The 19,920-nt window shown below is 65.5% G+C and carries 17 protein-coding genes; 14 read left to right on the top strand and 3 right to left on the bottom strand.

Annotated elements, in window-relative coordinates:
- Window positions 1–3: 3 nt before the first annotated feature.
- Genes CHB96_RS18480 through hisI form a run of 3 tightly spaced genes read left to right on the top strand, consistent with a single transcriptional unit; the run spans window position 4 to window position 1,972 of the window.
- The gene (locus CHB96_RS18480; RefSeq protein ID WP_089248911.1) at window positions 4–834 is read left to right on the top strand and encodes an inositol monophosphatase family protein; all 831 of its coding nucleotides are present in this window, start codon (window positions 4–6) and stop codon (window positions 832–834) included.
- Window positions 831–1,604: an imidazole glycerol phosphate synthase subunit HisF gene (hisF, locus tag CHB96_RS18475; RefSeq protein WP_089248909.1), complete on the top strand. Its 774-nt coding sequence runs from the start codon at window positions 831–833 to the stop codon at window positions 1,602–1,604. The genes CHB96_RS18480 and hisF overlap by 4 nt, the downstream gene beginning before the upstream one ends.
- Before the next feature lie 29 nt (window positions 1,605–1,633).
- Window positions 1,634–1,972, top strand: coding sequence for a phosphoribosyl-AMP cyclohydrolase (gene hisI, locus CHB96_RS18470; protein WP_089248907.1), 339 nt, complete (start codon window positions 1,634–1,636; stop codon window positions 1,970–1,972).
- Window positions 1,973–2,252: 280 nt separating this feature from the next.
- Here hisI and CHB96_RS18465 read toward each other — a convergent pair whose 3' ends face one another.
- Together CHB96_RS18465 and CHB96_RS18460 are read right to left on the bottom strand one after the other, a co-directional pair.
- Window positions 2,253–2,750: a MarR family winged helix-turn-helix transcriptional regulator gene (locus CHB96_RS18465; RefSeq protein WP_089248905.1), complete on the bottom strand. Its 498-nt coding sequence runs from the start codon at window positions 2,748–2,750 to the stop codon at window positions 2,253–2,255.
- A gap of 90 nt (window positions 2,751–2,840) precedes the next feature.
- On the bottom strand, window positions 2,841–3,305 hold the full coding sequence (locus CHB96_RS18460) for a peroxiredoxin (protein WP_089248903.1): 465 nt from the start codon (window positions 3,303–3,305) through the stop codon (window positions 2,841–2,843).
- 56 nt (window positions 3,306–3,361) lie between these two features.
- Between CHB96_RS18460 and CHB96_RS18455 the strand changes: the two genes are divergently transcribed.
- The 11 genes from CHB96_RS18455 to CHB96_RS18405 all read left to right on the top strand — a co-directional run bounded on the left by CHB96_RS18455 (window position 3,362) and on the right by CHB96_RS18405 (window position 19,408).
- Window positions 3,362–4,933: an anthranilate synthase component I gene (locus CHB96_RS18455; protein ID WP_089248901.1), complete on the top strand. Its 1,572-nt coding sequence runs from the start codon at window positions 3,362–3,364 to the stop codon at window positions 4,931–4,933.
- Window positions 4,930–5,601, top strand: a complete 672-nt coding sequence (locus CHB96_RS18450) for a TIGR02234 family membrane protein (RefSeq protein ID WP_089248899.1) — start codon at window positions 4,930–4,932, stop codon at window positions 5,599–5,601. The genes CHB96_RS18455 and CHB96_RS18450 overlap by 4 nt, the downstream gene beginning before the upstream one ends.
- Before the next feature lie 77 nt (window positions 5,602–5,678).
- Window positions 5,679–6,488, top strand: coding sequence for an indole-3-glycerol phosphate synthase TrpC (gene trpC / locus CHB96_RS18445; RefSeq protein ID WP_089248897.1), 810 nt, complete (start codon window positions 5,679–5,681; stop codon window positions 6,486–6,488).
- Between the two features lie 52 nt (window positions 6,489–6,540).
- Window positions 6,541–7,854: a tryptophan synthase subunit beta gene (trpB, locus tag CHB96_RS18440; RefSeq protein ID WP_089248895.1), complete on the top strand. Its 1,314-nt coding sequence runs from the start codon at window positions 6,541–6,543 to the stop codon at window positions 7,852–7,854.
- On the top strand, window positions 7,851–8,651 hold the full coding sequence (gene trpA, locus CHB96_RS18435; protein ID WP_089248893.1) for a tryptophan synthase subunit alpha: 801 nt from the start codon (window positions 7,851–7,853) through the stop codon (window positions 8,649–8,651). Before trpB ends, trpA begins: the two co-directional genes overlap by 4 nt.
- The gene (lgt, locus tag CHB96_RS18430; protein WP_089248891.1) at window positions 8,648–9,649 is read left to right on the top strand and encodes a prolipoprotein diacylglyceryl transferase; all 1,002 of its coding nucleotides are present in this window, start codon (window positions 8,648–8,650) and stop codon (window positions 9,647–9,649) included. Before trpA ends, lgt begins: the two co-directional genes overlap by 4 nt.
- Before the next feature lie 56 nt (window positions 9,650–9,705).
- The gene (locus tag CHB96_RS18425) at window positions 9,706–10,614 is read left to right on the top strand and encodes a TM2 domain-containing protein (RefSeq protein ID WP_089248889.1); all 909 of its coding nucleotides are present in this window, start codon (window positions 9,706–9,708) and stop codon (window positions 10,612–10,614) included.
- 272 nt (window positions 10,615–10,886) lie between these two features.
- Entirely contained in the window at window positions 10,887–15,470 is a 4,584-nt protein-coding gene (gltB, locus tag CHB96_RS18420; RefSeq protein WP_089248887.1) for a glutamate synthase large subunit, read from the top strand.
- Window positions 15,463–16,965 (top strand): glutamate synthase subunit beta, encoded by a 1,503-nt coding sequence (locus CHB96_RS18415; protein ID WP_089248885.1) that lies wholly within the window; start codon window positions 15,463–15,465, stop codon window positions 16,963–16,965. Before gltB ends, CHB96_RS18415 begins: the two co-directional genes overlap by 8 nt.
- A 109-nt stretch (window positions 16,966–17,074) precedes the next feature.
- Window positions 17,075–18,493 (top strand): pyruvate kinase, encoded by a 1,419-nt coding sequence (gene pyk / locus CHB96_RS18410; RefSeq protein ID WP_089249189.1) that lies wholly within the window; start codon window positions 17,075–17,077, stop codon window positions 18,491–18,493.
- Window positions 18,494–19,408, top strand: coding sequence for an acyl-CoA thioesterase II (locus tag CHB96_RS18405; RefSeq protein ID WP_089248883.1), 915 nt, complete (start codon window positions 18,494–18,496; stop codon window positions 19,406–19,408).
- A gap of 6 nt (window positions 19,409–19,414) precedes the next feature.
- Here the strand turns inward: CHB96_RS18405 and CHB96_RS18400 are convergent, their stop codons facing one another.
- Entirely contained in the window at window positions 19,415–19,912 is a 498-nt protein-coding gene (locus tag CHB96_RS18400; protein ID WP_245865857.1) for a DNA-deoxyinosine glycosylase, read from the bottom strand.
- Window positions 19,913–19,920: the final 8 nt, after the last annotated feature.

The raw sequence follows: 19,920 nt of genomic DNA, 5'->3' as shown, positions 1-19,920 counted from the left end.
CGCATGACTCTGCCGGAGGATCCGCAGCGGCTGCTGAGCATCGCCAGTGCGCTGCTCGACGGTGTTCACGACCGATTCGTGGCCGGTGTCGGCGCGCCCAGTGCCGTCCAGAAGGGTCCGGACGATTTCGCGACAGCCGTCGATCTGGAACTCGAACGTCGTCTGACGTCGGAACTGGTCGAGCAGACCGGAATTCCGGTACACGGTGAGGAATTCGGCGGCCCCGATCTCCACGAGGGCACCGTTTGGGTGCTCGACCCGATCGACGGAACGTTCAACTACTCGGCGGGTCTGCCGTCCGCTGGCACGTTGCTGGCACTTCTGCACGACGGTGTGCCCGTGGCGTCGCTGACGTGGCTCCCTCTCGTGCATCAGCGATTCACCGCGGTGGCCGGTGGGCCACTTCGACTCGACGGCGACCCTCTGCCACGGCTCGAGCACCGGTCGCTCGGCGACTCGATGATCGGGTTCGGCGCGTTCAACGTCGCCAGTCGCGGACGAATCCCTGGCGCGTATCGATTCCGGATTCTCGAAGACTTGTCGAAGGTGTCGTCGAGGCTCCGCATGCATGGCGCTACCGGTGTCGACCTGGCGTACACGGCCAGCGGAGTTCTCGGTGGCTGCGTGGTGTTCGGTCACCGCGCATGGGACAACGCTGCCGGTGCACTGATGGTTCAGGCAGCAGGCGGAACCGTCACCGACCTCGCAGGCAATCCCTGGACCATCGATTCCGGTTCGGTTCTGGCCGCGTCGCCCGGTGTACACGAAGAATTGTTGAAGGTGATCACCTCTCTCGGCGATCCCGCGGACTTCCTGGAAGGACGAGTTCGATGAGCGTCGCAGTGCGTGTCATACCGTGTCTCGACGTCGATGCAGGCCGTGTGGTCAAGGGCGTCAACTTCGAAAACCTGCGCGACGCAGGCGATCCCGTCGAACTCGCCCGAGCGTACGACGCGCAGGGAGCCGACGAGCTGACGTTCCTCGACGTGACTGCGTCGACGTCCGATCGTGGCACGATGCTCGACGTCGTCAGCCGCACAGCGGAACAGGTGTTCATTCCGCTGACGGTCGGCGGTGGAGTGCGCACGGTCGAGGATGTCGACCGTCTCCTGCGCGCGGGCGCGGACAAGGTCAGCGTCAACACGGCCGCGATCGCCAGGCCGGAACTGCTACGCGAGCTCAGTGAGCGCTTCGGATCGCAGTGCATCGTGCTGTCGGTCGACGCACGAACCGTGCCCGACGGCCAGCCCGACACCCCGTCGGGTTGGGAGGTCACCACACACGGTGGCAAGCGCGGCACCGGGATCGACGCCGTCGAATGGGCGGTACGCGGTGCCGAACTGGGCGTCGGAGAGATTCTTCTGAACTCGATGGACGCCGACGGCACCAAGGCCGGGTTCGACCTGCCGATGATCGCGGCGGTCCGGGCAGCCGTGCACGTGCCCGTCATCGCGAGTGGGGGAGCAGGCGCAGTCGAGCACTTCCCACCCGCCGTCACCGCAGGAGCCGACGCCGTCCTCGCAGCCAGTGTGTTCCACTTCGGTGACTTGAGCATCGCCCAGGTCAAGGATGCGATGCGCGTCGACGGCATCGTCGTTCGCTGATTGTTCTCACGGAAGGTACAACGGACATCATGAGTCTCGACCCTGCGATCGCCGCCCGGCTGAAGCGCAACGACGCGGGGCTGTTCAGTGCCGTCGCCCAGGAGCGCAGCACCGGAAACGTGCTCATGGTCGCGTGGATGGACGACGAGGCGCTGGCCCGCACCCTCGAGACCCGCAAGGGCACGTACTACTCGCGTTCGCGCAAGCAGTACTGGGTCAAGGGTGAGACGTCCGGGCACACCCAGTACGTCCACGAGGTCCGCCTCGACTGCGACGGTGACACCGTGCTCCTCGTCGTCGACCAGGTCGGTGCCGCCTGCCACACCGGAACGCACACGTGTTTCGACTCGGACGTGCTCCTCGGCTGAGCGGGCTGGGGTGTTCCTTGGGGCTGGGGTGACCGAATGTCACCCTCGCTCACTCTGAGTGATCGAATGTCACCCTCGCTCTCCGAAGCCGTGGCCCGGTTGGGAGCGAGGGCTTCCGTCGCTCACTCTGAGTGACCGAATGTCACCCTCGCTCTCCGAAGCCGTGGCCCGGTTGGGAGCGAATGGCGCCCTCGCTCACTCTGAGTGACTAAATGTCACATTCGGTCCGAAATCCGGGGTCCGAAATTCCGAAATCCCAACCGAGATCCGGGCACCCGGGTCAGGCCTTGCCCGTTCCCTCGGCGATTCCCTTGTCCAGTTGCTCGAGCATGACGGCGCTGAGCTCGGTGAGCTGAGCGACGTGGTCCTCTCCTAGACCCTCGAACAGCAACGCCTGCACCGTGTCGACGTGGCTGGGTGCTGCGCCGACGACCTTCTCCATGCCTGCGTCGGTGAGGACCGCATACGATCCGCGGCTGCCTTCGATGCTTTCGCGTCGTACCCAGCCCGCTTTCTCGAGCTTCGTGACGACGTGGGACAGCCGAGACAACGATGCGTTCGCGATTTTCGCCAGGTCACGGAGCTGGATGCGCCGGTCGGGGTTTTCCGACAGGCTCGACAGCACGAAGTAGTCGAAGTGGGTCAGTCCGGAATCGCGCTGGAGTTGCGTGTCGAGTGCCGCGGGTAGCCGAGTGACGATGGCCACCAACGATCGCCACGCCGCTTGCTGGCTGTCGGTGAGCCATCGAGGTTCGACCTCGTCCCTCGTGCTGTCCATCGCGGTGAGCCTTCCTGGTCGAAACGCAGACACTTGGTTGTGCTCAGCACAGTGTTCCACCTGATTGAAGGTTCACGCACACGCGTGGTGTCAGCGAGTCGAGCGCGACCGGAGGAACTCCAACGCATGGTCGGCGTGTGCTTCGAAGCGGAATTCGCTGGTGAACGCTTCGAGGATCGTGCGGTCCGTGCCGATGACGAATGTCGCGCGCTTGACCGGTGACAGCTTGCCGAGCAGCCCGCGCTTGACGCCGAACTGCGTCGCCACTGCACCGTCGACGTCGGACAACAACGGGTAGTCGAATCCCTTGTCGGCCGCGAAATCGGACTGCTTGGAAACGGCGTCCGTGCTGATACCCACGCGCGACGCTCCCACCTCGGCGAACTCGGCAGCGAGATCGCGGAAGTGGCACGCCTCGGCTGTGCACCCTGGAGTGAACGCAGCAGGGTAGAAGAACAGGACGACGGGGCCGTTCTGCAGGAGGTCGTCGAGCGACCGCGGCGTGCCGGTCTGGTCGGGAAGCGTGAAGTTGGGGACGCTGTCACCTGGTTTCATTCCACGGAGGCTACCGCGCGACGCGCCGCGAGTGCGGCACCTGGGAGGATGGGGGCATGCATGGCGAGACCACGACCTTGTCCGGTGCCGCGAACACCGCCGCGTCCTCATCGACGACCACTCGCGAGGTGTTCAGATCCCTCGCCGCGGAACATCGCGTCGTCCCCGTCGTTCGAAAGGTGCTCGCGGACTCGGAAACACCGTTGTCCGCGTACCGGAAGCTCGGCGGCGATCGTCCGGGCACGTTCCTGTTCGAGTCGGCGGAGAACGGACGTTCGTGGTCGCGCTGGTCGTTCATCGGAGCTGGTACGCCGGCTGCGCTGACCGTCGAGGACGGCGAAGCGATCTGGCGTGGCAACGTTCCCGCCGGAGTTCCCACGGGCGGCAATCCACTCGACGTGTTGGGCCGCACTCTCGAACTGTTGCGATCCGAGCGTCTCCCTGGTCTACCGCCCCTGACGGGCGGAATGGTCGGCTACATGGGCTACGACGCCGTGCGCCGAATCGAGCGTCTTCCCGAGCATGCCGAGGACGACCTCCAGGTCCCCGAGATGCTGATGCTGCTGGCCACCGATCTGGCTGCCGTCGACCACCACGAAGGTGCCATCACGCTCATCGCGAATGCCGTCAACTGGGACGGCTCCGACGACCGAGTCGACGAGGCATACGACGACGCCGTTGCCCGCCTCGATCGCATGTGCGCCGACCTTGCCGCGCCCGCGCCGTCGACGGTGTCGACCATGTCGAGGCCTGCACCCGACTATCGGCGCCAGCGTACGTCCGAAGGGTTCGGCAAGGACGTGCGTCGTCTCGTCGGGGAGATCGAAGCGGGCGAAGCGTTCCAGGTCGTCCTGTCTCAGAGGTTCGAGATGGACACGGACGCGGCGCCGATCGATGTCTACCGGATGCTGCGGGCGTCGAACCCGAGTCCGTACATGTACTTGCTGCACGTGCCGGGCGCCGACGGCGAAACGGCGTTCTCGATCGTCGGATCGAGCCCCGAGGCGCTGGTCACGGTCGTCGACGGAGTCGCGACGACGCACCCGATCGCCGGGACCCGGTGGCGCGGTGCGTCGGAGGAAGAGGACATCCTGCTCGAGAAGGACCTACTCGCCGACGAGAAGGAGAACGCCGAGCACCTCATGCTCGTCGACCTCGGTCGCAACGATCTGGGTCGCGTCTGCACTCCGGGCACCGTGCGCGTCAACGACTATCGGCACATCGAGCGCTACAGCCACGTCATGCATCTGGTCTCGACGGTGACGGGCCATCTCGCCGACGGTAAGCAGGCTCTCGACGCGGTCAAGGCGTGCTTTCCCGCAGGAACGCTGTCCGGGGCACCGAAGGTTCGCGCAATGGAGTTGATCGACGAGCTCGAGCCCACGCGGCGCGGCGTCTACGGCGGCATCGTCGGCTATCTCGACTTCTCCGGCGACGCCGACACGGCCATCGCGATCCGTACGGCGTTGATGAAGGACGGGACTGCGTACGTGCAGGCGGGAGCGGGCGTCGTCGCCGATTCCGTTGCCGAGTACGAGGACACCGAGGCGAAGAACAAGGCGATGGCCGTGCTCGGCGCGGTGGCGGCCGCCGAATCGCTGCGCGCGGTGGCGGGCGAGCAGCCGTGACGCCCGATACGCAGCGCCGCGGGACGGGTGCGCGGGCGACCGCCTTGTCGGTGGCGTTGCTGCTCGTGGGCGCGGCCTGCCTGTGGGGCAGCTCGCGCATGACGTGGGTGACGGTCCTCTCGTCCGACGGTCTCGGTGAAGCACGGACGACGGATCTGCTCGGCAGCACGTGGGCAGCCGCATCGACTCCGCTGGCTCTGGCTCTGGTCGCCGCGGTTGCCGCATCGTTCGCGGTGAAGGGTTGGGCGTCGCGCGCACTGGCGGTTCTCGTCGCAGTCGTGGCTGTTGCAGCAGCTGTGCCCGCTCTGGACGCGCTGTTCGGTGACGTCTCGGCGGATCGTGCCGCGAGCGTCGCGGAGTTGCCGACGCGGGCCGAGGTCACGGCGACGCAGGCATCGTCGTTGCCTGCAGCTCTTGCCCTGATCGGCGCGGTATGCGCTCTGGTGGCGTCGATAGTGCTGATACGGAAACCGACTGCACGAAAGGTATTGTCGTCCAAGTACGACGCACCTGCGGCGCGGCGCGAGGAAGTCGCGGAACGCGCCAGGACGGCGTCGGAGCGAGCCGAGGACAACGGTGAGGGGGATGACCTGACCGAGCGGATGCTGTGGGACGCGCTCGATGCGGGGGAGGATCCGACCGATCGGACCCCGAGGAACGATCACTGAAACCGCCCTCTACGCTAGGGACGACCTCGATGAGCTTTCTCACATCAGGTCACCGATGGGAAAGGACTCGGGCCACCATGACTGTTCTCGATTCGATTCTGGACGGTGTGCGTGCCGACGTCGCAGCGCGAGAATCGATTGTCGACTTCGCCTCCGTGAAGGCCGCCGCGCTGAAGGCGCAGGCGCCGCTGGACGCGACCGCTGCGTTGCACGAGGACGGCATCGGCGTGATCGCCGAGGTCAAGCGTGCGAGTCCGTCGAAGGGTGCTCTTGCCGACATCGGTGATCCCGCAGTCCTCGCTCAGGCCTACGAGCAGGGCGGCGCACGCATCATCAGTGTGCTCACCGAGGAGCGTCGCTTCCACGGTTCGCTCGCGGACCTCGACGCCGTGCGCCGAGCAGTCAGCATTCCGGTGTTGCGCAAGGACTTCATCGTCGGGCCGTACCAGATCCACGAGGCACGGGCTCACGGCGCCGACGTGATTCTGTTGATCGTCGCGGCGCTCGAGCAGCATGCTCTGGCATCTCTTCTCGACCGCACCGAGTCCCTGGGCATGACCGCTCTCGTCGAGGTTCACACCGAAGCCGAGGCCGATCGTGCGCTCGAAGCAGGCGCACGTGTCATCGGTATCAACGCACGTGATCTGAAGACCCTCGAGATCGATCGTGACGCGTTCTCGCGCATCGCTCCCGGGTTGCCGAGCGAGGTCATCCGTGTCGCCGAGTCGGGCGTCAGGGGCACCGCCGATCTGCTCGCGTACGCCGGTGCGGGTGCCGATGCAGTTCTCGTCGGCGAAGGCCTGGTCACCAGCGGCGATCCCCGCACGGCCGTCTCCGATCTCGTCACAGCAGGAACCCACCCTTCCTGCCCCAAGCCTGCACGCTGAATCGGGTGGACCCGAACGCCGCGGCCGGTCACGGCTGGGGCAGACTGGACGGGTGAGCAGCAACCTTCAGAGTCCGCATTTCAAGGGCGGTGACCTCCCGCAGACCAGTGCCGGAGTGACCGACCGCAGCCAGCACAATCCCGACGTCGGCGGTCATTTCGGTGTCTACGGCGGACGGTTCGTCCCCGAAGCGCTCATGGGTGTCATCGAGGAAGTCACTGCCGAGTACGACAAGGTGCGCAGTGACAACGGCTTCCTCGGCGAGCTCGATCGGCTGCAGCGCGACTACACCGGGCGGCCTTCGCCGGTCTTCGAAGCGACTCGGTTGGCCGAGCATGCCGGTGGCGCACGGATTCTGCTGAAGCGAGAAGACCTCAACCACACGGGTTCTCACAAGATCAACAATGTTCTCGGACAGGTTCTGCTCGCGAAGCGCATGGGCAAGACACGCGTCATCGCCGAGACCGGTGCGGGTCAGCACGGCGTCGCGACGGCCACCGCGTGTGCTCTTCTGGGCCTGGACTGTGTCGTGTACATGGGTGAAGTCGACACCGAACGTCAGGCGCTGAACGTTGCTCGTATGCGTCTGCTCGGGTCGAGTGTCGTTGCGGTCAAGTCGGGTTCGCGCACTCTGAAGGACGCGATCAACGAGGCCTTGCGTGACTGGGTCACCAACGCGGACGACACGTACTACTGCTTCGGCACCGTCGCCGGACCGCACCCGTTCCCTCTGATGGTTCGCGACTTCCAGCGCATCATCGGACTCGAAGCGCGGCAACAGGTTCAGGCGTCGACCGGACGGCTGCCCGACGCCATCGCCGCGTGCGTCGGCGGCGGCTCCAACGCCATCGGCATCTTCCATGCGTTCATCGACGATCCGTCGGTCCGCCTCGTCGGTTTCGAGGCAGCAGGCGACGGTGTCGAGACCGGGCGCCATGCAGCGACCATCAGTGGTGGATCCCCCGGCGCTCTGCACGGCGCGTATTCGTACCTGCTTCAGGACGAAGACGGTCAGACCATCGAATCGCACTCCATCTCAGCGGGCCTGGACTACCCGGGCGTCGGGCCGGAGCACTCGCACCTCAACGATCTGGGCCGCGCGGAGTACCGCGGCATCACCGACACCGAGGCGATGGAAGCGTTCCGACTGCTCAGCCGGACCGAGGGAATCATCCCGGCAATCGAGTCGGCTCACGCCGTCGCCGGTGCGCTGAAGCTCGGCAAGGAACTCGGCGAAGGCAAGATCGTTCTCGTGAACCTCTCGGGACGAGGGGACAAGGACGTCGACACCGCAGCCGAATGGTTCGGATTGGTCGACGGTGACGGCGAAGCACACGTGGACGGCGAGAAGGGTGAGCAGGCATGACCGAACGTTCAAGGCTCGCAGCCACTTTCGACAAGACACGCGCGGAGAATCGTGCAGCGCTCGTCGGGTACCTGCCCGCCGGATTCCCCACGGTCGAAGGTTCGATCGAGGTGTTCGAGACCATGGTGAACTCCGGATGCGACATCGTCGAGGTCGGAATTCCGTACTCGGACCCCGTCATGGACGGCCCGACGATCCAAGCGGCCGCGGATACGGCTCTTCGCGCGGGCGTGAAGGTCAAGGACGTGTTCACCGTCGTAGAGAAGGTGTCGGCTGCGGGAGGAAACGCGGTCGTCATGACCTACTGGAACCTGGTGCTGCGGTACGGAATCGACCGATTCGCACGTGATCTGGCGAATGCGGGCGGTCTGGGGATCATCACCCCGGACCTCATTCCCGACGAGGCAGGGGAGTGGGTCGAGGCGTCGAAGGCGCACGATCTCGATCGCATCTTCCTCGTCGCGCCCTCGTCGACCGAGGAGCGACTCGCCAGCACCGTCGAACTCAGCACCGGCTTCGTCTACGCCGCATCGACCATGGGTGTCACAGGAGCGCGCGACGCGGTGTCGTCCGCGGCTCCCGAACTGACCGCGCGTATCCGCACGCACTCCGACATCCCGATCGGTGTCGGACTCGGCGTTCGTTCCGGTGCTCAAGCGGCCGAGATCGCTCGATACGCCGACGCGGTCATCGTCGGCTCGGCACTGGTCAGCGCTGTCGACAACGGGTTGGACGCCGTCGCGTCGCTCACCACCGAACTCGCCGAGGGCGTCCGTTCGGCTAACGTGTCATCGTGACATCCGCTCTCGCGTCGTCGACCGCTGTCCTCGCCTACATTCCCAGTCCGCCCCAGGGCGTCTGGTACGTGGGTCCGCTCGCGCTTCGTGCCTATGCGTTGTTCATCATCCTCGGGATCGTCGTGGCGATCCTCTGGGGAGATCGACGCTGGGTGGCGCGAGGCGGCACCAAGGGCACGGTGCTCGACGTCGCGGTCTGGGCCGTCCCGTTCGGTCTGCTCGGCGGACGGCTCTATCACGTCCTCACGGACTGGAGCACGTACTTCGGTCCAGGCGGCGATCCGATACGTGCACTGAAGGTGTGGGAAGGCGGCCTCGGGATCTGGGGTGCAGTTCTTCTCGGCGGTGTCGGAGCCTGGATCGCGTGCCGCAGGCGTGGAATTCCGCTGCCCGCGTTCGGTGATGCCGTCGCGCCGCCGATTCTGCTCGCGCAGGCGATCGGTCGTATCGGAAATTACTTCAACCAGGAACTGTACGGTCGCGAGACCACCGTGCCGTGGGGCCTCGAGATCTTCGAACGCGCCGACGCGAACGGTCGTATCGACTCCCTGACCGGAGTGTCCACCGGACTGGTGGAGAAAGTCGTTCACCCGACGTTCCTGTACGAGCTGTTGTGGAGTCTGGCTGTCGTCGTGCTGCTCGTCATCGTCGACAAGCGGTTCGCCATCGGCCACGGTCGACTGTTCGCGCTGTACGTCGCCGGGTACTGTGCAGGCCGGTTCTGGGTCGAGCTGATGCGCGACGACTACGCGACTCACATCGCCGGAATCCGGATCAACTCGTTCACGTCCGCGATCGTGTTCGTTCTCGCGGTGGCGTACGTCGTCTTCGCGACCAAGGGTCGCGAGGAGCCGTCGACACTGGTGTCCAAGGGCGCCGACACGACCGAGGGCGCGACGGGCGAAAAGGCGACGAAGACGGACGACGACAAGTCGGACTCGGTGTCGACGACCAAGTCCACGACCGACGACGACACGGATCGCACGAGCGGGAACTGACCGTCTCGCACGGAAGATTCTTCGCATCTGCAGCCGAGAAGAACGAGGAGCGCACGGTGACCGAGCCAGACAAGAACTCCGAGCCGAACGAGAACGCAGAAACGACGAACTCGTCCGGTGGTGACACGGAACGGCACACGACGCCACCGGAATTCGGCGCGCCGTTCGATTACGACGCCACCGCCGAAGCGTCGCTGTCGGAGCCGCCGGCGACGTCGGAGATCGGGCCCGTCACCGGCGCCACAGGCTCGGGTTCCGGTTCGGGACCTGGGTGGGACGTGCATTCCGGAATCGGGAACGGCCCGGGATGGGGAGCCAGCCCGAGTTATCCGCCGCCCACCGAATCCGACACCTTTCCCTCGGGCGTGAACCTCGACAAGCCTTCGGCGACACCGTCGCCCGGGTACGGCGAGGCAGATCCGGGTGGACCGGTCTACGGTCCACCGGACCCCGGGTACCAGCAGTTCACCCAGCAGTACCCGGATCCGGGGTACACCCCACCGCCGCCGGGATACCCGACGGAAGGCCAGCAGGGGTACCCGCCGCCCCCGTACGGCCAGCAGAACTATGGCCAACAGAACTACGGCCAGCAGAATTACGCGCAGCAGAATTACGGCCAGCCGGGCTACGGGCAGCAAGGGTATGCGCCGCAGGGATACGGGCAGCAACCCTACGGCGCATATGCCGGGGGATACGGCGTCGATCAGACGGCTCCGTTCGGGCGTCATCCCGTCACGGGTGAGCCGCTGTCGGACAAGTCGAAGGTGACGGCTGGACTGCTCGAAATTCTGCTCGGCGCGTTCGGCGCAGGCCGCTTCTATCTGAACCAGCCCGGTATCGCGATCGCACAGATCGCCGTCACATGGCTGACCTGCGGTATCGGTGCTATCTGGCCGCTGATCGACGGCATCATGATGCTCACCGGCAGCGTCCGTGACCAGCACGGCAGGCCCCTGCGCGACTGACGCCCGACGTGCCGGTAGCCGGTGACCTTCACGATTGATGGATTGTCAAGAGCTACTGGTACGCTCGGTTCGTTCGGCCGATGGCCGAAATCCTTCGCGGGCCAGAGTTGTCCCGGTAGACCCCGATTTCAGCACAAAGCGAGTTCTCGCGTGACCCGTATCGTTGTCACCAGAGCTCATCGCTGGCGGAGTCGCCGAGAGAAGAACGGTGCCGTATTTTCGCGCGCAGCACTTCCGCGGTGTCTCCCTGGCCCAGGTGGAGGTGACGGAAAATGCTGTTCTCACAGTTGCCGGCAGAGCAGGGACTGTACGACCCTGCCCAGGAAAAGGACTCGTGCGGCGTCGCCATGATCGCCGACGTGGCCGGGCGCCGGTCGCACAGCATCGTCGCCGACGGAGTGCTCGCGCTGGAGAATCTCGAGCATCGAGGCGCCGCAGGCGCAGAGCCGAACAGCGGTGACGGTGCAGGCATTCTGCTGCAGCTCCCGGTCGAACTCCTCGAGTCGCTCGTCGATTTCGCGCTACCCGCCGCGCAGGGCGACGGCACCAACACGTATGCCGCCGGAATCTGCTTCCTGCCGCAAGGCATCCGCGAACGGTCCGACGCCGTCTCGCGTGTCGAGGCCATCGCTGCCGAAGAGGGTCTCGAGATCCTCGGATGGCGTGAGGTGGACGTCGATCCCGATCGCGCGGACATCGGACTGACCGCGGTGGGGTGCATGCCGCACATGTCGTACCTGTTCGTCACCGCACCCGAGGTCGACGGCCGGCGTCTCGGCGGCCTCGAACTGGACCGTCGGGTCTACGGATTGCGCAAGCGAGCGGAGCAGGTCACTCCGGAGATCGAGGCAGCCGGAACCGGTCTGTTCTTTCCTTCGCTGTCCAGTCGGACCATCGTCTACAAGGGCATGCTCACGACGATGCAGCTGCCCATGTTCTTCCCTGATCTTCGTAACCCGCTGTGCAAGAGTGCCATTGCCATCGTGCACAGCCGTTTCTCGACCAACACGTTCCCGTCGTGGCCTCTCGCGCACCCGCATCGGTACGTCGCGCACAACGGCGAGATCAACACCGTCATGGGCAACCGAAATCGGATGCGCGCCCGCGAGGCGATGTTGAGCAGCAATCTCATTCCCGGTGATCTGAAGCGGTTGTACCCGATCTGCAACCCCGACGGTTCGGACTCGGTATCGCTCGACGAGGTCCTCGAACTCCTTCATCTCGCGGGTCGCAGCGTCCCGCACGTGGTCATGATGATGGTGCCCGAGCCGTGGGAGAACCATCGCAACATGGACCCCGACGTCCGCGCGTTCTATCAGTTCCACGCGTCGATCATGGAGCCGTGGGACGGCCCCGCATGTGTCACGTTCACCGACGGTTCCTACGTGGGCGCCGTGCTCGACCGCAACGGCCTGCGCCCCGGCCGGTGGTGGCAGACCGTGGACGGGCGCATCATTCTCGCCAGTGAGGCGGGAGTTCTCGACGTTCCGCAATCCGAGGTGGTAGCCAAAGGACGGCTCGAGCCCGGCAAGATGTTCCTCGTCGACACCGAGGCGGGCAGGATCGTGCCCGACGACGAGATCAAGCAGCAACTGGCCCGCGAGCATCCGTACCAGGAGTGGCTCCACGCAGGTCTGCTCGAGATCAAGAGTCTGCCCGAGCGCGCGCACATCCAGTACAACCACGAGTCCGTCGTGCGTCGGCAGGTCGCGTTCGGATACACCGAGGAAGATCTGCGCGTCGTGCTGGCACCGATGGCTGCGTCGGGCGGAGAACCGTTGGGCTCCATGGGAACCGACACTCCGGCTGCGGTCCTGTCGCAGCGGTCGAGGCAGCTGTACGACTACTTCGTCGAGCTCTTCGCGCAGGTCACCAATCCTCCGCTCGACTCGATCCGCGAGGAGATCGTCACGTCGCTGTCGCGGGTCATGGGTCCGGAGCAGAACCTACTGGAGCCGACGGCCGCGTCGTGCCGCCAGATCGTGCTGCCGTGGCCTGTTCTCGACAACGACGAGTTGAACAAGATCATCCACATCAACTTCGACGGCGATCACCCCGGTCTCGCGGCGACCGTGCTGCGCGGGCTGTACGAGGTCGAGCGCGGGGGAGAGGGCCTCGCCGAGGCGATCGAGGATCTCCGACGCCGCGCGAGTGCCGCGATCGCGGCCGGGTTCCGCACGTTGATCATCTCCGACCGGGACTCCGACCACACGCATGCGCCGATCCCGTCGTTGCTGGCGACGGCAGCGGTGCATCACCACCTCGTGCGGACCAAGGAGCGCACCAAGGTCGCGCTCGTCGTCGAATCGGGAGACGCGCGCGAGGTGCACCACCTCGCCCTTCTGATCGGGTACGGCGCGGCAGCCGTCAACCCGTACCTCGCCATGGAATCCATCGAGGATCTCGTCGGCGAGGGCGAGCTGACGGGCGTCGAATCGTCCGTGGCTGTCCGCAACTACCTGTACGGCCTCGGCAAGGGCGTGCTCAAAGTGATGTCCAAGATGGGCATCTCGACCGTCGGGTCCTACACGGGCGCACAGGTTTTCGAAGCGATCGGTCTCGACAAGGACGTCGTTCGCAACTACTTCAAGGGAACCGTCAGCAAACTCGGCGGCGTCGGCCTCGACGTGCTCGCCGAGGAGGTCAAGCTTCGGCACCGACGCGCCTACCCGGAGAACCCGACGGACCGCGTCCACCGACGCCTCGAGATCGGTGGCGAATACCAGTTCCGGCGCGAGGGCGAACTGCACCTCTTCACGCCCGAGACGGTGTTCCTGCTGCAGCACGCGACGCGTACGGGTCGATACGACGTCTTTCAGAAGTACAGCGACGAAGTCGATCGCCTCGCCCGTGAAGGTGGTGCTCTCCGAGGACTGTTCGAGCTCAAGGAAGGTGTTCGCCCGGCGGTTCCGCTGGACGAGGTCGAACCTGTCGAGTCGATCGTCACGCGGTTCAACACCGGTGCGATGAGCTATGGATCCATTTCGGCCGAAGCACACGAGACGATGGCCGTCGCGATGAACAACCTCGGCGGGCGCTCGAACTCCGGTGAGGGTGGCGAGGACGCAGACCGTTTGTACGATCCGACACGCCGCAGCGCCGTCAAGCAGGTCGCCAGTGGTCGATTCGGCGTCACGAGCGACTACCTCGTCAACGCGTCGGACATCCAGATCAAGATGGCGCAAGGCGCGAAACCGGGTGAGGGAGGCCAACTTCCGGGGTACAAGGTGTACCCCTGGGTGGCCAAGACTCGGCATTCGACGCCCGGCGTCGGTCTGATCTCGCCGCCGCCGCACCACGACATCTACTCGATCGAGGATCTCGCACAGCTGATCCACGACCTCAAGAACGCCAACGAGAACGCACGTGTGCACGTCAAGTTGGTCAGTTCGGTCGGAGTCGGCACGGTCGCGACCGGTGTCAGCAAGGCGCACGCCGACGTCGTACTCATCTCCGGTTACGACGGCGGCACCGGCGCCGCGCCACTGACGTCGCTCAAGCACGCGGGTGCTCCGTGGGAGATCGGCCTGGCCGACGCGCAACAGACGTTGGTGCTCAACGGACTCCGCGACCGCATCACAGTGCAGTGCGACGGTGGCCTTCGCACCGGTCGCGACGTCATCGTGGCCGCGTTGCTCGGAGCCGAGGAGTTCGGCTTCTCCACCGCTCCGCTGATCGTGTCCGGCTGCATCATGATGCGCGTGTGCCACCTCGACACGTGCCCGGTCGGTGTCGCGACGCAGAATCCGGAGTTGCGCAAGCGATTCAACGGCAAGCCGGAGTTCCTCGAGGACTTCTTCCGTTTCGTTGCCGAGGACGTCCGGCAGTACCTGGCCAAGCTCGGCTTCCGAAGCATCGACGAAGCCGTCGGGCACGCGGATTTCCTGGACACGCAAGCCGGTATCGCACACTGGAAGAGCGAGGGCCTCGACCTGTCGCCGATCTTCGCGATGCCCACCGATCAGCACGGCGCCCCGCTGAAGCAACGTCGACGCCTCCGCGGCCAGGACCACGGTCTGGACTTTGCACTCGACCGCACGCTCATCCAGCTCGCCGAGGGCGCGCTGGAAGACGCACATCCGGTCACCCTCGAACTGCCGGTGCGCAACGTGAACCGCACGGTCGGAACGCTTCTCGGGTCCGAGGTCACCCGACGGTTCGGCGGACGCGGACTTCCCGACGACACCATCCGTGTGCAACTGACGGGTTCGGCCGGCCAGTCACTCGGTGCGTTCCTGCCCGCAGGCGTCACGATCGACCTGATCGGCGACACCAACGACTATGTCGGCAAAGGCTTGTCGGGAGGGCGTGTCGTCGTGCGCCCGGCCGACGACGTCTCGTTCGTCCCCGAGGACAACGTCATCGCAGGCAACACCATCCTCTACGGCGCAACGGCGGGCGAAGTGTTCCTCCGCGGCCGCGTCGGCGAGCGCTTCGCGGTGCGCAACTCCGGTGCCACGGCGGTCAACGAAGGCGTGGGTGACCATGCGTTCGAATACATGACCGGCGGACGCGTCGTGGTGCTCGGGCCGACCGGACGAAACATGGCTGCCGGAATGTCGGGCGGTATCGCCTACGTTCTGGGGCTGGACGAGAGCAACGTCAACACCGCCATGGTGACGCTGCAGACACCGGACCCCGACGATCTCGCGTGGCTGCGCGAGACGGTGGAGAGCCACCTGAAGTGGACCGGCTCGACCGTCGCGAGCTCGCTTCTCGCGGACTGGCCTCGCCGGTCCGCACTGTTCACCAAAATCATGCCCGTCGACTACCAGCGTGTGCTGGAGGCGACGCGGATGGCGCGTGCCGAAGGGCGCGACGTCGACGTAGCGATCATGGAGGCAGCACGTGGCTGATCCCAGAGGTTTTCTGAACGTAGTCAAGCAGGAGGCGCTGAAGCGTCCCATCGCCGAACGCGTCAAGGACTGGAACGAGGTCTACTCGCACCAGCCCGCATCCGAACGTGCGGCCGACGTGTCGAATCAGGCGCGCCGCTGCATGGACTGCGGAATCCCGTTCTGCCACTCGGGAACTGCGGGGTGCCCGCTGGGCAATCTGATCCCCGAATGGAACGATCTGGTCCGTCGCGACCGGTGGGATGCGGCGAGCGATCGCCTCCACGCGACGAACAACTTCCCCGAGTTCACCGGGCGAGTGTGTCCGGCGCCGTGCGAAGCGGCGTGTGTGCTGTCGATCGCCGAGACCGACACGGGCGGCAGCGTGACGATCAAACGTGTCGAACAGACGATCGCCGATCTGGCGTGGGATTCCGGTTCGGTCGTTCCGCAGCCGCCGACCATCAACACCGGCAAGCGCGTGGCCGTCGTCGGTTCGGGTCCGGCGGGACTTGCTGCAGCGCAGCAACTTACCCGTGCCGGGCACGACGTGACGGTCTACGAACGTGACGATCGACTCGGTGGTCTGCTGCGCTACGGCATTCCGGAGTTCAAGCTCGAGAAGTCGGTGCTGGATCAGCGGCTCATGCAAATGCGCGCCGAGGGAACGCATTTCGTCACCGAGTGCGAGGTGGGCGTCGACTTCACGGTCGAGCAGCTGCGCGGACACTACGACGCCGTCGTGCTGGCGGTCGGTGCGTTGCGTGCTCGCGACAACACCGAGGTCGAAGGGCGACACCTGACCGGGGTTCACCTGGCGATGGAACACCTCGTGCCGGCGAACAAGGAGTGCGAGGGCGACGGTCCGACGTCGATCGACGCGAAGGACAAGCACGTCGTCATCATCGGCGGCGGCGACACCGGTGCCGACTGCCTCGGCACCGCGCACCGCCAGGGTGCGGCGTCGGTGACGCAGCTGGACTACAACCAGGCGCTTCCCGAACTGCGTGACGACCGCTCGCCGTGGCCGTCGTGGCCGCTCGTGCTCAGGACGTCGCCCGCCCACGCCGAAGGCGGCGTGGTGCGTCACCAGGTTGCGGTGCAACGCTTCCTGGGCGACGACAAGGGCCAGGTGCGTGCGATGGTCCTCGCCGAGGTGGAAGTTCAGCGCGACGCCGAAGGTCGACGCGTCATCACACCGATCGGCGACGAGGTCGAGTTGCCTTGCGATCTCGCGTTGTTCGCGATCGGATTCGAGGGCGTCGAGCACGGTCCGCTGCTCGACGACTACGGCCTGACCTTGACGCGTCGCGGCGCGTTGTCCTGTGGACCCGACTGGCAGACGACGGCGCCCGGCGTGTTCGTGTGCGGTGACGCGCACCGTGGTGCGTCGTTGGTCGTGTGGGCGATCGCCGAGGGTCGGTCGGCGGCGCACGGCGTCGACGCGTACCTGACGGGCCGGTCGGATCTGCCGTCTCCCGTCCATCCGACCGCCTTGCCGCTGGCCGTGGTCTGAACCGATCCAGGCTTGCTGAGCAGTGCCGACGCGATCCTACTGGCGGGTAGGATCGCGTTGGACCCCTCTGCCATGGAGAAGGTGACGGCCACCGTCTAGGCTCGTGTTCGTGAGCCGACGTACGAAGATCGTTTGCACCCTTGGACCCGCCACCGCTACCAGTGACCGAATCCGTGAACTCGTCGAGAGTGGAATGGATGTCGCCAGACTGAATTTCAGCCATGGTGATCACCCGGATCATCAGGCCAACTACGAAAGAGTCCGTGCGGCATCGAATGCCACGGGCAAGGCGGTCGGCATCCTCGCCGACCTACAGGGACCGAAGATCCGCCTCGGCCGCTTCGCCGAGGGCAAGACCACCTGGGCCAACGGCGAATTGGTGCGCATCACCGTCGACGAGTGCGAAGGCACCCACGACCGCGTGTCGACGACGTACAAGGAGCTCGCTCAGGACGCCAAGGAAGGCGACCGCCTTCTCGTCGACGATGGCAAGGTCGGACTCGTCGTCACCGGCGTCGAGGGTAACGACGTGCTGTGTCGAGTCACCGAGGGTGGACCGGTCAGCAACAACAAGGGCGTCTCGCTTCCGGGCATGAACGTGTCCGTACCGGCCTTGTCCGAGAAGGACATTGCCGACCTCGAATTCGCGCTGGGCCTCGGCGTCGACTTCATCGCGCTGTCGTTCGTCCGCTCGCCTGCCGATGTGGAACTCGTTCACGCCATCATGGACCGCGTCGGTCGACGCGTTCCGGTCATCGCGAAGCTCGAGAAGCCCGAAGCCGTCGACAACCTCGAAGCCATCGTGCTGGCGTTCGACGCGATCATGGTCGCCCGTGGTGACCTCGGTGTCGAATTGCCGCTCGAGCAGGTTCCGCTCGTTCAGAAGCGCGCGATCCAGATCGCGCGAGCGAACGCCAAGCCCGTCATCGTCGCGACGCAGATGCTCGAATCGATGATCGAGAACTCCCGCCCGACCCGCGCCGAGGCGTCGGACGTCGCGAACGCGGTTCTCGACGGCACGGACGCCGTCATGCTGTCCGGTGAGACGTCGGTGGGCAAGTACGTGATGGAGACGGTCCGGACGATGGCTCGCATCGTCGAAACCGTCGAATCCGAGGGCGACCCGGTTCCGCCGTTGACGCACGTTCCCCGCACCAAGCGCGGTGTGATCTCGTACGCAGCCCGCGACATCGGCGAGCGTCTCGACGCGAAAGCACTCGTCGCGTTCACTCAGTCCGGTGACACCGTGCGGCGTCTCGCGCGTCTGCACACGTCGTTGCCGCTTCTCGCGTTCACGTCCATCCCCGAGGTTCGATCGCAGCTCGCGCTGAGCTGGGGAACCGAGACCTTCCTCGTTCCCGAGGTCGCGACGACCGACGCGATGGTGGTCGAGGTGGACAAGGCTCTGCTGGAGCTGGGTCGATACAGCAAGGGCGATCAGGTCGTCATCGTGGCCGGAGCCCCTCCCGGCACAGTAGGCTCGACCAACTTGATCCACGTGCACCGAATTGGGGAAGAGGACCGGTAAGTGACCGATGCGGGGGGAGCGGGCGCCGAGACGGCGACCGAGGGAACGACCGACAAGACGGATCTGCAGACGCTCCTCGAGCTCCTCGAGCTCGAGGAGATCGGCGAGGACACGTTCCGGGGGGTGCATCCTCGCCAGGTGGGCAGCCGCACATTCGGTGGCCAGTTGGTCTCGCAGGCGTTGATCGCCGCGGGACGCACGGTCACGGGGACGTCGCGTGACGTCCATGCGATCAATGCGCACTTCATTCGAGGCGGTGACGTCAAGAAGCCGATCGAGTACCAGGTATCGCGGCACCGCGACGGTCGAGCATTCGCCAATCGCCAGGTCACTGCGCTGCAGGACGGCAACGAGATCTTCGTGATGCTCGCGGCGTTCCAGGACTTCGGAAAAGGTCTGGAACACAGCGTCGAACTACCCGAGGTTCCGTACCCGGACACGTTGCCGCCCTTGGGAGATCACTTCGTCGGGTACGAGGATCGCCTACAGATGTTCGTCGATGCTCTCAAACCGATCGACATGCGCTACGCCAACGATCCGGCGTGGATTCTGCAGACGACGGGGGAGCGGCTCACCCACAATCGTGTCTGGATGAAGGCCGACGGCGAATTGCCCGACGACCCGATCTTCCACGCCGCGACCATGGGATACGCGTCGGACACCACGGTGCTCGATTCCATCATCACGACTCACGGTCTGTCGTGGGGCTTCGACCGTATCGTCGCTGCGACGGTCAACCACTCGATCTGGTTCCATCGCCCGTTCCGGTTCGACGACTGGGCGCTCTACGACACCGAGTCGCCCGTCGCGGCGGGTTCGCGCGGCCTCGCGACGGGACGATTCTTCTCCGTCGACGGATTGCTGCTGGCAACCGTGGTGCAGGAGGGCCTGATTCGGCACTTCCCGAGGAAGTAGCCGTTCTCAGCCGCGGTCGGCGACGGCCTTCCACGCGTCGAGTTTGCGTTCGTACGACATCGACGCGTGTGCCGGGCTCGTCGACGGCAGCCGGACACACGTCGCCGACTGCGTCGTGGGTGCCACGTACCTGAGGAAGCTGGATTCGGCTTTCGCGCCGTTGAAGAAGATTCGGTCGATCGATGGGTGTTCCTGCATCATCGACTCGACATCGTTGACGACGATGGACGATTCCTCGATCGCGGAGTCCAAGCTGCCGTGTCTCGTACACAGTTTCAACACATCCCAGACAGCGATTCCGTGACGGCGCAGTGCTGCGGCACGTTCGTGGTACGGAACGGACGGTACGGCGCCGAACAGGTCTCCCATGATCGGCCAGAACGAGTTTCGCGGATGCGCGTAGTACTGATTCGCGGCCAATGACGCGACGCCCGGCATCGATCCCAGGATCAACGTGTGTGCGTCGTGGTCGACGATCGGCGGGAAGCTGTGCACGGTGCTCACCGTGCCTA

Source organism: Rhodococcoides kyotonense, assembly GCF_900188125.1.
GTDB classification, from domain to species: Bacteria; Actinomycetota; Actinomycetes; order Mycobacteriales; family Mycobacteriaceae; genus Rhodococcoides; species Rhodococcoides kyotonense.
This window is presented reverse-complemented; position numbering and strand designations above follow the sequence as displayed.